This window comes from Hydrogenophaga sp. RWCD_12 (genome assembly GCF_046604225.1).
Lineage (GTDB): Bacteria > Pseudomonadota > Gammaproteobacteria > Burkholderiales > Burkholderiaceae_C > Hydrogenophaga.
This window is the reverse complement of record NZ_JBKIXC010000002.1, coordinates 611,159-625,520: the sequence shown is the minus strand read 5'-3', so window position 1 is coordinate 625,520 and position 14,362 is coordinate 611,159. Positions and strand designations below refer to the sequence as shown.

Below are 14,362 nucleotides of genomic sequence, written 5' to 3'. Positions count from 1 at the left end.
GGGAATCAGAAAACCGTGCCGTCGCTGACGATGTTCAGCGGCGGCAGGCCGTCGCGCAGCCGCTGGGCCAGCAGCCGGCCCGCCGCCCAGGTGCCGCCTTCGAGCACGCAGGCCAGCGGCATCTGCTGCGCGCTCAGGCCCAGTTCGGTGCGCACCAGCGGCGCCAGTTCGTCCAGCAGCGCCACGGTGAGCGCGCGCCACTCGACGATGAATTCGTCGCCCGCCTGCCAGGGCCGCGTGGCCCAGTCGGTCGGCAGCGGCCGCAGCACGCCCGCGTCGATCAGCAGGCCGCCGTTGCGGTACTCGGGCAGGCCGGTCAGCGCATCCAGCCCGGTCACGCGCACGCCGGCCCATTCGAACGGCTCCAGCAGCGAATAGGTCAGCCACTGCGAGAGCTTGTGGAACGGCATCCAGCCGGCGGTGAGGCCCTCGCCCGTCACGGCGGGGTGGCGCCAGCAGTCGCCCAGCGCCTGCTCGCCAATGGTGTTCTGCGCCGGCCAGATGCCCGAGAGCGTGTCCAGCAGCAGCACCAGGATGTCGTGGGCCGCCACCGTGCCACCGCCGTGCGCGGTGAGCGCATCGAACAGGCCACCGGGTCTCCCGGCGATGCCGAACACATCCGGCTGCGCGGCCAGTACGGCGCCCAGGCGGCGCAACAAAGCAGCCCGCCCCTCCAGTCCCACCAGCGGGTTGGCCTCGCTCACCTGAAACGCGGCCCCGAGCTGCGCCGCCGTGAGCGCGGCCAGGCCGGCGGCGTCCACCCGCAGCGGCTGCGCCGGGTCGCTGGAAAACAGGCCGGCGGTGAACGCGTGGAAGCTCGCCACCCCCAGGCCTTCGGAACGGGCGAATTCCTGGCCGCTGGCCGCTTCGCGGTACCGCCATTGCGGGCCAGCCCCGGCATCGAGCAATACGCTCACCAGCGCCAGGTCGATCTGCGCGCGGGCGCGCACCGCCGCGTCCACCGGGCCCAGCAGCACGTCGAGCTGGCCCGCGCGGTCCACGCCGCCGGCCTCGAAGTGCCGCCACCGGCTGTGGTACGGGATGCGGCCGTCGGGAAAGCGGGCTCGGGTGAGTTCGGCCACCGTGCTGGCGGCCAGCGCCAGTGCACCGTCGTTGACCGCGAAGCCCTCGGAGGCGCCGGCGCGGGCACGCGCCAGCAGCTGGCGCGCGCGCTCGCGCACGGCGGTGGTGGAGCGCAGCGCGCGGGCCGCGCCGGCGGGGGTGTCGGTCTCTGCGCTCAAGACAGCCCCCGGCCCTTGGCGATCTTCAGCTCCTCGGCGTCGGGCACGGCCCCGGGCGTGAAGTAGCCCGCCGCCATCTTGGCGTCCATCTCCACCCGCGCATCGGCAGGGATCAGCTCATCCGGGATGTTGATGCGCTCGCCGACCTCGATGCCCGAGCCGGTGATGGCGTCGTACTTCATGTTGCTCATAGAGACGAGCCGGTGGATCTTCGTGACGCCCAGCCAGTGCAGCACGTCGGGCATCAGCTCCTGGAAGCGCATGTCCTGCACGCCCGCCACACACTCGGTGCGGGCGAAATACTGGTCGGCCGTGTCGCCGCCGACCTGGCGCTTGCGCGCGTTGTAGACCAGGAACTTGGTCACCTCGCCCAGCGCCCGGCCTTCCTTGCGCGAGTAAGACACGAGGCCCACGCCGCCGTTCTGCGCGCCCTGGATGCATTCCTCGATGGCGTGCGTGAGGTAGGGCCGGCAGGTGCAGATGTCGGAACCGAACACGTCCGAGCCATTGCACTCATCGTGCACGCGCGCGGTCAGCGTCACCGACGGGTCGGCCAGGTCGCGCGGATTGCCGAAGATGTAGACCGTCTGCCCGCCGATGGGGGGCAGGAAGACTTCGAGGTCGGAGCGCGTGACCAGCTCGGGGTACATGCCGCCGGTCTCTTCGAACAGCACGCGCCGCAGCACCGCCTCGGTGCAGCCAAAACGTTTCGCCACGCCCGGCAGGTACCAGACCGGTTCCACCGCCACCTTGGTCACCACGGCCGCACCGCCCGCCGTGAGGAACTGGCCGTCGGGCTTCAGCCGGCCCTTCTGCAGCGCGTCGATCACCTCGGGCAGGATCACGTGCGCCTTGGTCACGGCAATGGTCGGGCGGATGTCGTAGCCCGCGGCCAGCTCGTTGGAATAGACGTCGGCGATCACCGCGCCCCAGGGGTCCATGCTGACGATCTTGCCCGGGTCGGCCCACTGCGGGTAGGGGCCGATCGCGTCGGTGGGCGCGGTGTTGGTCAGGTCGGCACGGTGCTCGCGCTTGAGCGCCCCTGCCGCCACGGCCAGCGCACGGTACACGCTGTAGCTGCCGCTGTGGGTGCCGATCACATTGCGGTTGGACACGTTGAGCGTGGTGCCCACCACCGGCCCGCGCTCGCGCGCCGTGGCCGCCCCCCAGACAATGGGCAGCGCCCCGAAGCCGCCGGAATGCGACGTGAGCCGGATGTGGCGCGGGTGCGGCGTCTGTGCCGTTTCGGGCAGGTTGCCGGCGGAAGAAGTAGCGTCTGCGGACATGAGCATGCACCTGGTCAAAGCCAAGAAATGGCGATCCGGCGGCACCGACGCAGCGTCGCTGCCGTCACCCGGTTTCGTTATAGCAAGGGCAGTGCCAGCCGTGAAGCCACAGGGGAGTCCGTACAATGCCGGCCCTTTGAACCGCGCATCCGACGCCATGCATTACTCCGTCTCGCACCACAAGCTCAAACTCATTCTCAGCGGCGCCGGCCTGAAGTCCGGTGACGCCGCCGGCATCGACCAGCTGTTCGGCGGCAAGGACGGCTACTACTGGTTCGGCACGCTGCGCGACATGTGCCCCGAAGGCAAGACTCTGTCGTGGGAGAACCAGTACGCGATGGTGGCCGCCATCCAGGCGCACGAGGACGCCAGCGCGGCCGAAGACGAGATGCCGTCCGAAAAGCCGACACCGGCCCACATCGCAGCGATCTCGAAGCTCCTCGCGATCTGAACGGCGGCATTCCTAGAATGCCTGCATGAACTCCGCGCCCACCTCTTCGCTTTGCGTCGCCGTGCTCGGCGCCGGTGCCGTCGGCTGCTACTACGGTGGCATGCTGGCCCGAGCCGGCCACCTCGTCACGCTGATCGGACGGCCGCAGCATGTGCAGGTGTTCCGCGCACAGGGCCTGCGCATGCAGACCCTGACCTTCGACGAAGCCGTACCGGTGGCGGCCAGCACCGAGGCGTCGGCCGTGGCCGACGCAGACCTGGTGCTGTTCGCGGTGAAGTCGCCCGACACCGAAAGCGCGGGTGAGCAGATTCAGCCGCACCTCAAGCCCGGTGCGCTGGTGCTGTGCCTGCAGAACGGCGTGGACAACGCCGAGCGGCTGCGCGCGGTGCTGGCGGGTGTGCAGGTGGCGGCCGCCGTGGTCTATGTGGCGACCGAGATGGCCGGCCCCGGCCACCTGCGTCACCACGGGCGCGGCGAACTGGTGATCGAGCCTTCGCCTAAAAGCAGCGAGGTCGCCCAGGCGCTGATCGCGGCCGGCGTGCCGACCGAGATCAGCGACAACGTGCGCGGCGCGCTCTGGACCAAGCTGATCCTCAACTGCGCCTACAACGCGCTTTCGGCCGTGGGTCGCATTGTCTACGGCGAGCTGGTGAAGCAACCTGGCGTGCCGGACATCATGCGCGACGTGATCGCCGAGTGCCGCGCGGTCGCCGCGGCCGATGGCGTGACGATTCCCGGCGATGTCGAACTCGCCGTGCGCCGCATCGCGGAGACCATGCCCTCACAATATTCCTCCACCGCTCAGGACCTGATGCGCGGCAAGCCCAGCGAAATCGACCATCTCAACGGTTACGTGGTTCGCCGCGGCGAGGCGATGGGCGTGCCCACACCCGTCAATCGGGTGTTGTGGGCGATGGTCAGGCTGGCGGAACGGCGGCCGCCAGACTGAAGCGCCTCAAGCACCCCATTGCGCCAGCTGCGTGTACAGCGGGATGCCCAGCAGCAGGTTGAGCGGGAAGGTCAGCCCCAGCGACAGCCCGAAGTACAGCGAGGGATTGGCTTCGGGAATGGCGTAACGCACCACCGCGGGCACCGCGATGTAGGAAGCACTGGCCGCCAGCGTCATCAGCAGCGCGGTGTCGCCCGCCGGCAGACCGGCAGCACGGGCCAGGCCCCAGGCCAGCGACGCATGCAGCAACGGGCCCAGCACCGCATAGGCCAGCAGCACCGGCGAGCGCCCTCTCAGCCCCGGAAGGTTGCGAGCAGCCATCAGCCCCATGTCCAGCAGGAAGAACGCGAGCATGCCCTTGAACAGGTCGCCCGAGAACGGCTGCATGGCTTCGCGCCCGGCCTCGCCGGTCATCAGACCCACCGCCATGGCGCCGATCAGCAGCAGCTGCGAACCATCGGTGAAGGACTCGTGCAGCAGCTTGCGCCAGTCCGTGTGAGCGCCCCCAGCCGGTCCGGCCCATGCGGCGGCGCCCCCCGAGCCCACCACCAACGGCGCCGCTGACGCCTGTCGCAATCGATTGGCCATCAGCACCGCCAGCACGATGGCGGGCGACTCCATCAGCGCCATGGCCGCCGCCATGTGGCCGCCGTAAGGCAGGCCGATCTTGTCCAGGTGCCCGGTCGCCGTGATGAAGGTCACCGCGCTGACCGAACCGTAGGTGGCGGCGAGAGCGGCGGCGTCAAAGCCCGAGACCCAGCGCCGCAGCAGCGTGTAGCCGATCAGCGGCACCACCACGGCCAGCAGCACCGCAAGACCCAGGCCTGCGACCACCTGTGTGTTCAGGCCCGATGCTGCCAGCGCAAACCCGCCCTTGAGCCCCAGCGCCATGAGCAGATACATGGAAAGAAAGCGGGAGATCGCGGGCGGGATCTCCAGGTTGGACCGCACCAGGCCGGCCACGACGCCGACCACAAAAAACAGGATGGCCGGATCGACCAGGTTGTTCAGATTCATGGGAAGTTCCTTCGTCGGACGCGGATTGTGGCGATCCACATGCATTCCGTAAAATCGATTCTTTGGTACGTATACATAGATAAAACTCGATGAGCATCACATTCCGGCAATTGCGGCTTTTTCTGGCGCTGGCCGACACCGGCAGCGTCAGCTCGGCCGCGCGGGCGATGCACGTCACGCAGCCCACCGCGTCCATGCAGCTGCGTGAGGTCTCCGCGTCCGTGGGGTTGCCGCTGTACGAAGTCATCGGCCGCAAGGTGTTCCTGACCGACGCCGGCCGGCAACTGGCCCGGACCGCACGCGCCATCGTCGACGAGTGGGAGCGCTTTGGCCAGCAGGTCAACGCCATGCAGGGCCTGACCCGGGGCCGCTTGCGCGTGGCCGTGGTGAGCACGGCCAAGTACTTCGTGCCACGCCTGCTTGGCGACTTCTGTGCCCGCCACCCCGAGATCGAGATCTCGCTGGAGGTCCTCAACCGCGATGGCGTGGTGCAACGCCTGCGCGAGAACCGCGACGACCTCTACGTCATGTCGCAGCCCCCGGCCGACATCGATCTGGAGGACCGGACCTTCCTGGACAACCCGCTGGTCCTCATCGCTGCAGCCGACCATCCGCTCGCGCAGCGCCAGCGCCTGGCGCTCAAGGCGCTGCAGGGTGATCGCTTCATCCTGCGCGAGCGCGGCTCCGGCACCCGCCTGGCGATCGACCGGCACTTTGCGCAACATGGCTTTGAACCGGGTCTGAAACTGGAACTCGGGAGCAACGAGGCCATCAAGGAAGCGGTCGCCGGACACCTGGGCGTCGCCATCGTCTCGCGCCACGCCCTCAAGGACAGCGAACTCGGCCAGGACCTGTGCGTGCTGCCGGTCAGCGGCTTCCCCATCCGCTCGCAGTGGCACCTGGTCCATCCCCGGGCCAAGCAGCTCTCGCCCATCGCCACGGTGTTCCGCGAACACCTGCTGCGCAGCGCGGCCCAGGCCTGAGCGGCGGCAGAGGTCTGCCAGACCGGAGACCGTTGTTCAAGAGTGAGAAGGTGGCGGGATGCGTCCAGTGCGCGCCTTGGAACGCCCTGTGTGCCCTTCCGCACGGACCCACGCCTGCAGCGCGGCTAAGGTCCCTCCACGCCCGCCCTGCCCGGGCCTCGAGGAACGACGCCATGGACACCTACCGCCACCACATTTCTGGCTTCTTCTCCGTCCGCGCCGATGCCGAAAAGGCGCTGGACGCGCTCCTCGAACGCGGTCTGCCGCGCGAGCGGGTGCAGATCTTCGACTCCGACACGCCAGCCCAGGCTCCCGTGCCCGAAGAGGACAGCAACGCGGTGCTCAAGGACGTGCTGGTGGACGGCACCATCGGCACCGCGGTGGGCGCCGGCCTGGGCGGCTTGACACATGTTGCACTGGTGGCAGCGAACGTGAGCCTTTTTGTGGCCAGCCCGCTGCTCGCGCCGCTGGTGATGCTGGGCTGGGGCGCCAGCATCGGCGGCATCCTGGGCGCCACGGCCGGCGCGATCAACACCGACGCACCCGACAGCACCCAGAAAGAAGGCTGGCTGTCGGCACTGGTCGGAGACGCGATCGCCAGCGGTCAGGTGGTGCTGGTCGTGGAAGCGCGCACCCTGGACGAAACCGCCATCGCGAAGGAAGTGATCGACGCTTCGGTGGGCGACTACAGAGAGGTCAGCCTCGCATGAACACACTCACCACCCTGTCGGGTCGAACGATCCTGCGCCTGAAGGCGCCGAGGCCGGCGGCGACGGTTGCGGAGGCAACCATGCCGCACGACGAAGCCAACGATGGAGACAACACCTCGGTGGCCGGAGAAGAGGACCCCGGAGCCGCCCTGGAGTTCACCAGGCCCGGACGGCAACGGCTCCCGGCCAAAGGGCGTCAGACCGGCACCGTGTGACCGCTGAGGTTGGTGCAGACACGGCGCAGACGCTGTTCGGCGTCGTCGGCCACCGCCTTCACACCGGCACCGCCCACCAGTTCGACCATGACCTGCGGGTCGAGAAACCCCACGACGATCTCACGCTCCGCGATCTCCCGCACGATCACATTGCACGGCAGCAGCAGGCCGATGTTGGGCTCGGCCAGCAAGGCCTTGTGCGCCAGTTGCGGGTGGCAGGCGCCGAGAATGCGGTAGCGCAACATGTCCACGCCCAGCTTGGCCTTCATCGTGGCCTGCACGTCGATGTCGCTGAGCACGCCAAAGCCCTCTTCCTTGAGCAATTCGATGGTGTGTGAAAGCGCTTCGCCGAACGAAGTGCCCTGGATCGTGCTGGTGAAGCCGTACATGGTGTGGTCCTGTTTCTCGGGATGAAGCGGTACGCCGACGATCAGTGAAAACCGGGGGCATGTCGGTTCGACAGCGCACCGACCCGGGTGCACACTGGAGCAAGATTCCCCACGCCGGTGCTGCTGCCGGCAACAAAACCCGTGAGCCATCCTTGAACACCGACAACAACGCCAGCGACTTCGCCACGGAACCGGGCCTGACCGCCGCCGAAGCGGCGCAGCGCCTCAGCCAGGACGGCGCCAACGCTCTGCCCGGCGGGCAACGCCGCAGCCTGCTGTCCATCGCGCTGGACACCGCGCGCGAGCCCATGTTCCTGCTCTTGTTGGCCGCGGCCACCCTTTACATGGTGTTTGGCGACCTGCGGGAAGGCCTGACCCTGCTCGCGTTCGTGGTGATCACGCTCGGCCTGACGCTGTACCAGGAGGGAAAGACCGAGCGCGCCATCGAAGCGCTGCGCGACCTGACCAGCCCGCGCGCGCTGGTGATCCGCGACGGCACGCCGCAGCGCATTGCCGGCAGCGACGTGGTGCGCGGTGATCTGCTGCAGCTGAGCGAGGGCGACCGGGTGCCGGCCGACGCCCTGCTGCTGTCGGCGCACGGCGTGCAGGCCGACGAGTCGCTGCTGACCGGTGAAGCGGTCCCGGTGGCCAAGCGCGCGGCCTTGCCGGAGGAACAGGCGGAAAAGCCGGTCCCTGCCGAAGGAACCGGCAGCGCACGCCCCGGCGGCGACGATCTGCCCACGGTCTACGCCGGCACGCTGATCGTGCAAGGCCATGCGCTGGCCCGCGTCACCGCGACCGGCGCACGCAGCGAGATCGGCCGCATCGGCACCGCGCTGGGCAAGGTCGAACACGAAACCTCGCCACTGCAGAAACAGACCACCCGGCTGGTGCGCAACCTCGCCCTGCTGGCGCTGGTTCTGAGCCTGGCGCTGGTGGTGGTGCACGGGCTCGTGCGCGGCGACTGGCTGCAGGCGGTGCTGGCCGGCATCGCCCTGGCAATGGCGATGCTGCCGGAGGAATACCCGGTGGTGATGACCGTGTTCCCCGCACTGGGCGCGCGGCGCCTGGCGAAGGAAGGCGTGCTCACGCGGCGCATCAACGCCATCGAGACGCTGGGTGCGACCACGGTGCTGTGCAGCGACAAGACCGGCACCCTCACCGGCAACCGCATGACGGTGACACACCTGGCCGCCGGCGGCGTGGCGCTGCCGGACCGGCTGGCGCTGGAGTCGCTGGGCAACGCGCCACTGCCCGAAGCCTTCCACACACTGGTGGAGTTCTCGATCCTGGCCAGTGTGGTGGATCCGTTCGATCCGATGGAGAAGGCGTTCCACCAGCTGGGTGAGCGCTTCCTCACCGACACCGAGCACCTGCACCGCGACTGGCGGCTGGTGCAGACCTATGCGCTGAGCCCTGCGCTGCGCGCGATGTCGCACGTGTGGGCGGCGGCGGACGGCGGCACGCAGACGGTCGCTGCCAAGGGCGCTCCCGAGGCCGTGATGGACCTGTGCCATCTGGACGATGCACAGAAGGCCCACATCGCCGGCGTGGTCGACGGGCTGGCCGCCGAAGGGCTGCGCGTGCTGGCGGTGGCCAGCAGCACCTTCGAAGGGCAGGACTGGCCCGAAGGCGAACACGATTTCAGTTTCCGCTTCATCGGCCTGCTGGGTCTGGCGGACCCGGTGCGCCCGCAGGTGCCGGCGGCCATCGCCGAATGCCGCGCCGCAGGCATCCGCGTGGTGATGATCACCGGCGACTACCCGGCGACCGCCCAGGCGATTGCACAGCAGGCCGGGCTGGCGGGCTCAGACGCAGAAGTGCTCTCCGGCGACGAGATGGCAGCGCTCAGCGACACGGCACTGAGTGAGCGCATGGCAAACGTGAGTGTCTGCGCCCGCATTGCGCCGGAGCAGAAGCTGCGCATCGTGCAGGCGCTGAAGGCGCGCGGCGACATCGTGGCCATGACCGGCGACGGCGTGAACGACGCCCCGGCTTTGCGCGCCGCGCACGTGGGTGTGGCGATGGGAAAACGCGGCACCGATGTGGCGCGCGAATCGGCGTCGCTGGTGCTGATCGACGACGACTTCGCCGCCATCGTGCGCGCCATGCGGCTGGGGCGGCGCATTTTCGACAACCTGCGCAAGGCGATGTCCTACGTGCTCGCGGTGCACGTGCCGATCGCCGGCATGGCGCTGCTGCCGGTGCTGCTGGGCTGGCCCTCGCTGCTGTTTCCGATGCACATCGCCTTTCTCGAACTCATCATCGACCCGGCCTGCTCAATCGCCTTTGAAAACGAGCCCGCCGACGACGACGTGATGCGGCGACCACCCCGCGACGCCAGCGCGCCGCTGTTCGGTGGCTTGAGCCTTTGGCTGGCGCTGCTGCAGGGACTGGGTGTGCTGGCCGCCGTGATGGGCGCCTTCGCCTGGGCCGCGCCGCGCCTGCCCGAGGAAGAGGCCCGGGCCTTTGCCTTCGCAACCCTGGTGGTGGGCAACCTGGCGCTGATCTTTTCCAACCGCTCGGCGACCGCGCCGGTCTGGGTCACGCTGCGCGCGCCGAACACCATGCTCTGGGTGGTCGTGGGCATGGCGTTGACCATGCTGATGGCCGCCCTCTACATCCCCTGGCTGGTCGGCCTGCTGCGCTTTGCGCCGCTGCCGCTGCACGAACTGGCCGCGGCCTGCGGGCTGGGGGTCCTGAGCGTGGTCTGGTTCGAAGGCATCAAGGGGGTGCAACGCGCCCGCCGCCCGCATGCACCCGCCTGACCGTCAGGTCGACCACTCGTAGGCGAGCGAAGTGACGGTGCCGCGCCAGTAGGTCTTGCGGCCTTCGGGCAGCAGCCAGGCCACCTCGCCGGTCAGCGGCACGGTCATGCCATCGATACGCTGGTGGTTGGACCAGGTGCCTTCCCATGGCGCCATCTTGATCTCCTGCCCCACCATGCGGCCACGCGCCTGCGCCAGCACCGAGCGCACCATGCCCGCATCGTCAAATCGGAACAGCAGGGTGAGCGCGAGCGCGCCATCGGTCAGGGTGGCGTTGGCGCTGTGCTCGTCCACCGCGGTCCATTGCACGCCCTGGCTGGGCAGCAGGGCTGTGGGGTACCAGGCGGCTTCGGCAAAGAAGCGCATCAGCTCGCCGCGCGCCAGCTCTCCACCGCCCTCCAGATCGGCCACTGGAAACAGGCCCAGCACGGCCGCGTGCAGCAGGCCCCGGCCATCGGCGTAGCTGTCGTGCACGCGCACCGGCAGGCCGGGCAGCATGGCAATGCGCGCGTCCCAGAGGAAGCCGGGGCGCTGCACGACCACCCGCTGATGTGAGGTGAACGGCTTCCACTGCTCGCCGCCGGGGGACATGTTGAATTGCCCGGTGTGCTCGAGTGTGAGCGCGGTGACCATCGGCTGTCCCGGGGTGAGCACGGCACGGAAATGCCGTTGCACCGGTGCCGGCAAGCCCTCGATGTCACGTGGGTCGTAGACGCCGGGCCGGGCCGGCCGGCGCAGCGCTTCCAGACGCGCATGAATGACCTGCGTGGCCTTCGCCCAGCGCCGTGCACCGAGCAACCCAAGACCTGCGACCACGAGGACCACCACCACCCCGAACAGAAGAATCCCGGTGAACCAGTTCATGGTCATCAGCCTACACAGCGGGCGGCCAACGTCTGTGCGTTGCCGGACTCTTTCCGCAGGGACATTGCGCTGGCTCAAGAATTTCCACGCTACACTGCGCGCCTGCTCCGGGGTGCTCCGGCCTTCCAAGGTCTGGCGCTGAGATGGTTGAACAACCGAACCCGCGAACTTGATCCGGCTAGTACCGGCGAAAGAAGAGCGTTGCCTTGAAGGACCCATGAAGGGGGCGCATCCGCCCTTGCCTGTGGTCCTTCGTGGCGGTCCTCCGGAGCTGTTCGTTTCGCAACAGCTTTTTCAATCAGGAGACCGCCCGATGAACGCCCCCGACAAGCTCCAGCAGCTGCTCACGCTCACCCGCGAACCCTTCCCCCAGTCGATAAAGATCTACGTGCCCGGCGCACAGGCCGGCGTGCGGGTGCCGATGCGCGAGATCGCGTTGACCAATGGAGAACAGGTCACGGTCTACGACACCTCCGGCCCCTACACCGACCCCGCAGCGACCATCGATGTGCGCCGGGGCCTTTCGCCGGTGCGCAGCCAGTGGGTGGTCGCGCGCGGCGACACCGAGGCCTACGAAGGCCGCAGCCGCGTGGCGCTGGACGATGGTGGCAAGCACGGTGAAGTCGCCGACGCACGCATCGAAGCCCTGCGCGCCGAGGCGGTGGGCCTGCAGCGCCAGCCGCTGCGCGCCAAGGCCGGTCGCAACGTGACGCAGATGCACTACGCCCGCCAAGGCATCGTCACGCCCGAGATGGAATACATCGCCATCCGCGAAAACGGCAAGCGCGAGTGGATGAAGGAATACCTCGGCAGCGCCGAGCGCGAGGCGCGCCTCAAGGGCAACCCCATGGGCGCCCGCATTCCCGACACCATCACGCCCGAGTTCGTGCGCGACGAGGTGGCGCGCGGCCGTGCAGTGATCCCGGCGAACATCAACCACCCCGAAGTCGAGCCGATGATCATCGGCCGCAACTTCCTGGTGAAGATCAACGCCAACATCGGCAACTCGGCCGTCACCTCGTCGATCGAAGAGGAAGTCGAAAAACTCGTGTGGTCGATCCGCTGGGGCGGCGACACGGTGATGGACCTTTCCACCGGAAAGAGCATCCACACCACGCGCGACTGGATCGTGCGCAACTCGCCGGTGCCCATCGGCACGGTGCCGATCTACCAGGCGCTGGAAAAGGTCGGCGGCATTGCAGAGGACCTCTCCTGGGAGATCTTCCGCGACACGCTGATCGAGCAGGCCGAACAGGGCATCGACTACTTCACCATCCACGCCGGCGTGCGCCTGCCGTTCATTCACCTCACCACGCAGCGGCGCACCGGCATCGTCTCGCGCGGCGGCTCCATCCTGGCCAAGTGGTGCATCACCCATCACAAAGAGAACTTCCTGTACACGCACTTCGACGAGATCTGCGAAATCATGAAGGCCTACGACGTGACCTTCTCGCTGGGCGACGGCCTGCGCCCCGGGTCGGGTGCCGACGCCAACGACGAGGCGCAGTTTGCCGAGCTGCGCACGCTGGGCGAGCTGACACAGATTGCGTGGAAGCACGATGTGCAGACCATGATCGAAGGCCCCGGCCACGTGCCCATGCACATGATCCAGGCCAACATGGATGAGCAGATCAAGCACTGCCACGAAGCGCCGTTCTACACACTGGGCCCGCTGACCATCGACATCGCGCCGGGCTACGACCACATCGCCTCGGCGATTGGCGCGGCGATGATCGGCTGGATGGGCACGGCCATGCTGTGTTACGTCACGCCCAAGGAACACCTGGGCCTGCCGGATCGCGACGATGTCAAGCAGGGAATCATTGCCTACAAGATCGCGGCACACGCCGCCGACGTGGCCAAGGGCCACCCTGGACAGCGCGCGCGCGACGACGCGATGAGCAAGGCGCGCTTCGAATTCCGCTGGCGCGACCAGTTCGCCCTCGGCCTGGACCCGCAGACGGCCGAGGCCTACCACGACGAAACCCTGCCCAAGGACTCGTCCAAGGAGGCGCATTTCTGCTCCATGTGCGGCCCCAAGTTCTGCAGCATGAAGATCACGCAGGACGTGCGCGACTACGCCGCCGCCCAGGGCCTGAGCGAAGAGCAGGCCCTGTCGGAAGGCATGGCGCAGAAGAGCGCGGAGTTCAAGGCCGTGGGCGGCGAGTTCTACGTGCCAGTGGATTCACTGAGCTCGAAAAGAGGCTGAGCCATGGCCCGCATTGGCATTGCCGGAGCCGGCGTGCTGGGACGGCTTCTGGCGTGGCAGCTCGGTCGCGCCGGACATGCGGTCACGGTGTTCGACCCGGCCCCCGGCCCGCAGGCGCCGGACACCGGTTCGCTGAACGCGCGGTCTGAACACGCCGCCGGTTTCACCGCGGCCGGCATGCTCAGCCCCATCGCCGAGCTGGACAACGCCGGCCCCGACATCGCGCGGCTGGGATGGCGCTCGCTGGCGCTGTGGCGCGGCATCGCCGAAGCGCTGCGCGAAGATGGCTGTACCACGCCACTGTTCGCGCAACACGGCAGCCTGATGGTGGCCCACGGCGCCGACCTGGGCGCCGCGCGCCGAGTGCTGGCCCGTCTGGAGGCCGCACCCGCCCTGGCGGGCGAACTGCCGGCGCCGCAGCCGCTGGATCAGACGGCACTGGCCACGCTGGAACCTGCACTGGCACCAGGGCTGCACGCCTGGCTGCTGCCCGGCGAAGCGCAGGTGATGAGCCGCGACATGCTGACCGCACTGGCTGTGCACACGCCCAATGTTCATTGGTGCTGGGGCGAACGCTTGGAGCGCTTGCAGCCCGGGAAGATCGCGCTCGCCGACGGAGAAGTCGTGGCGGTGGATCTGGCCATCGATGTGCGCGGCGTGGGTGCCCGGCCGGACTTGAAGATCCGGGGTGTGCGCGGCGAGGTGATCTGGCTGCACGCCCCCGGTGTGAAGCTGCAGCGCCCGGTGCGCCTGCTGCACCCGCGCCACCGCGTCTACATCGTGCCGCGCCCGGGTGACCTGTTCGTGGTCGGCGCCAGCGAGATCGAGAGCGATGACCGTTCGCCGGTCAGCCTGCGCAGCGCGGTCGAGCTGATGACCGCGGCGCACAGCGTGATCCCCGAGCTTGCCGAGGCGCGCATCGTGCACCTGGAAGCCAACCTGCGGCCCGCCCTGCCCGACAACGAACCGCGCATCGAACAGACGCCCGGTCTGCTGCGCATCAACGGCCTGTTCCGCCACGGCTGGCTGCTCGCACCCGCGCTGGTGGAACAGTTGGAACTCCCCCCTGCGCCCGCCACCCCATGCTGACCTTCAACGACCTCACCCTGCCTTGCCCCGATGGCCTGACGCTGGCTGCGCTGCTCATGGCGCAGGGCGTGCAGCCCGAAGCGGTGGCGACCGCTGTCAACGGCGAGTTCGTCGCGCGCGACCAGCGCGCCTCGCAACTGCTGTGCGCTGGAGACACCGTGCTCACCTTTCAAGCCATCGTCGGAGGTTGA

General features: G+C 68.5%; 14 protein-coding genes and 1 riboswitch. Of the genes, 9 read left to right on the top strand and 5 right to left on the bottom strand.

Going from position 1 to position 14,362, the window contains the following annotated elements:
- Window positions 1-5: 5 nt before the first annotated feature.
- Entirely contained in the window at window positions 6-1,241 is a 1,236-nt protein-coding gene (locus ACLIJ1_RS10100) for a URC4/urg3 family protein (RefSeq protein ID WP_411365379.1), read from the bottom strand.
- Window positions 1,238-2,527, bottom strand: coding sequence for a GTP cyclohydrolase II (locus ACLIJ1_RS10095; protein ID WP_411365378.1), 1,290 nt, complete (start codon window positions 2,525-2,527; stop codon window positions 1,238-1,240). The genes ACLIJ1_RS10100 and ACLIJ1_RS10095 overlap by 4 nt, the downstream gene beginning before the upstream one ends.
- 136 nt (window positions 2,528-2,663) lie before the next feature.
- On the opposite strand from ACLIJ1_RS10095, the gene ACLIJ1_RS10090 reads away from it, so the two are divergent.
- Window positions 2,664-2,978 (top strand): hypothetical protein, encoded by a 315-nt coding sequence (locus ACLIJ1_RS10090; RefSeq protein WP_411365377.1) that lies wholly within the window; start codon window positions 2,664-2,666, stop codon window positions 2,976-2,978.
- A gap of 25 nt (window positions 2,979-3,003) precedes the next feature.
- Window positions 3,004-3,927 carry a ketopantoate reductase family protein gene (locus ACLIJ1_RS10085; protein ID WP_411365376.1) on the top strand — a complete coding sequence of 308 codons (924 nt, stop codon included), beginning with the start codon at window positions 3,004-3,006 and terminating at the stop codon, window positions 3,925-3,927.
- Between the two features lie 6 nt (window positions 3,928-3,933).
- Here the strand turns inward: ACLIJ1_RS10085 and ACLIJ1_RS10080 are convergent, their stop codons facing one another.
- Window positions 3,934-4,938 carry a sodium-dependent bicarbonate transport family permease gene (locus ACLIJ1_RS10080; protein ID WP_411365744.1) on the bottom strand — a complete coding sequence of 335 codons (1,005 nt, stop codon included), beginning with the start codon at window positions 4,936-4,938 and terminating at the stop codon, window positions 3,934-3,936.
- Window positions 4,939-5,033: 95 nt separating this feature from the next.
- Between ACLIJ1_RS10080 and ACLIJ1_RS10075 the strand changes: the two genes are divergently transcribed.
- The 3 genes from ACLIJ1_RS10075 to ACLIJ1_RS10065 all read left to right on the top strand — a co-directional run bounded on the left by ACLIJ1_RS10075 (window position 5,034) and on the right by ACLIJ1_RS10065 (window position 6,852).
- Window positions 5,034-5,927: a LysR family transcriptional regulator gene (locus ACLIJ1_RS10075; protein ID WP_411365375.1), complete on the top strand. Its 894-nt coding sequence runs from the start codon at window positions 5,034-5,036 to the stop codon at window positions 5,925-5,927.
- A gap of 173 nt (window positions 5,928-6,100) precedes the next feature.
- The gene (locus ACLIJ1_RS10070; protein ID WP_411365374.1) at window positions 6,101-6,637 is read left to right on the top strand and encodes a hypothetical protein; all 537 of its coding nucleotides are present in this window, start codon (window positions 6,101-6,103) and stop codon (window positions 6,635-6,637) included.
- Window positions 6,634-6,852 (top strand): hypothetical protein, encoded by a 219-nt coding sequence (locus ACLIJ1_RS10065; RefSeq protein ID WP_411365373.1) that lies wholly within the window; start codon window positions 6,634-6,636, stop codon window positions 6,850-6,852. The genes ACLIJ1_RS10070 and ACLIJ1_RS10065 overlap by 4 nt, the downstream gene beginning before the upstream one ends.
- Here ACLIJ1_RS10065 and ACLIJ1_RS10060 read toward each other — a convergent pair.
- On the bottom strand, window positions 6,834-7,241 hold the full coding sequence (locus tag ACLIJ1_RS10060; RefSeq protein ID WP_411365372.1) for a DUF302 domain-containing protein: 408 nt from the start codon (window positions 7,239-7,241) through the stop codon (window positions 6,834-6,836). The two genes, ACLIJ1_RS10065 and ACLIJ1_RS10060, sit on opposite strands and share 19 nt — an antisense overlap.
- 59 nt (window positions 7,242-7,300) lie before the next feature.
- On the opposite strand from ACLIJ1_RS10060, the gene ACLIJ1_RS10055 reads away from it, so the two are divergent.
- Complete coding sequence (locus ACLIJ1_RS10055; protein WP_411365371.1) at window positions 7,301-10,009, top strand: cation-translocating P-type ATPase; 2,709 nt, start codon at window positions 7,301-7,303, stop codon at window positions 10,007-10,009.
- Between the two features lie 3 nt (window positions 10,010-10,012).
- On the opposite strand, the gene ACLIJ1_RS10050 is transcribed toward ACLIJ1_RS10055, so the two are convergent.
- Window positions 10,013-10,873, bottom strand: a complete 861-nt coding sequence (locus ACLIJ1_RS10050) for a DUF6920 family protein (protein ID WP_411365370.1) — start codon at window positions 10,871-10,873, stop codon at window positions 10,013-10,015.
- A 98-nt stretch (window positions 10,874-10,971) separates the two neighbouring features.
- Window positions 10,972-11,086: riboswitch (TPP riboswitch) on the top strand.
- A gap of 100 nt (window positions 11,087-11,186) precedes the next feature.
- Between ACLIJ1_RS10050 and thiC the strand changes: the two genes are divergently transcribed.
- The 3 genes from thiC to thiS are packed head-to-tail and all read left to right on the top strand — an operon-like array spanning window position 11,187 to window position 14,362.
- Complete coding sequence (gene thiC, locus ACLIJ1_RS10045) at window positions 11,187-13,082, top strand: phosphomethylpyrimidine synthase ThiC (RefSeq protein ID WP_411365369.1); 1,896 nt, start codon at window positions 11,187-11,189, stop codon at window positions 13,080-13,082.
- A gap of 3 nt (window positions 13,083-13,085) precedes the next feature.
- Window positions 13,086-14,171: an FAD-dependent oxidoreductase gene (locus ACLIJ1_RS10040; protein ID WP_411365368.1), complete on the top strand. Its 1,086-nt coding sequence runs from the start codon at window positions 13,086-13,088 to the stop codon at window positions 14,169-14,171.
- Window positions 14,165-14,362, top strand: a complete 198-nt coding sequence (thiS, locus tag ACLIJ1_RS10035) for a sulfur carrier protein ThiS (RefSeq protein ID WP_411365367.1) — start codon at window positions 14,165-14,167, stop codon at window positions 14,360-14,362. Before ACLIJ1_RS10040 ends, thiS begins: the two co-directional genes overlap by 7 nt.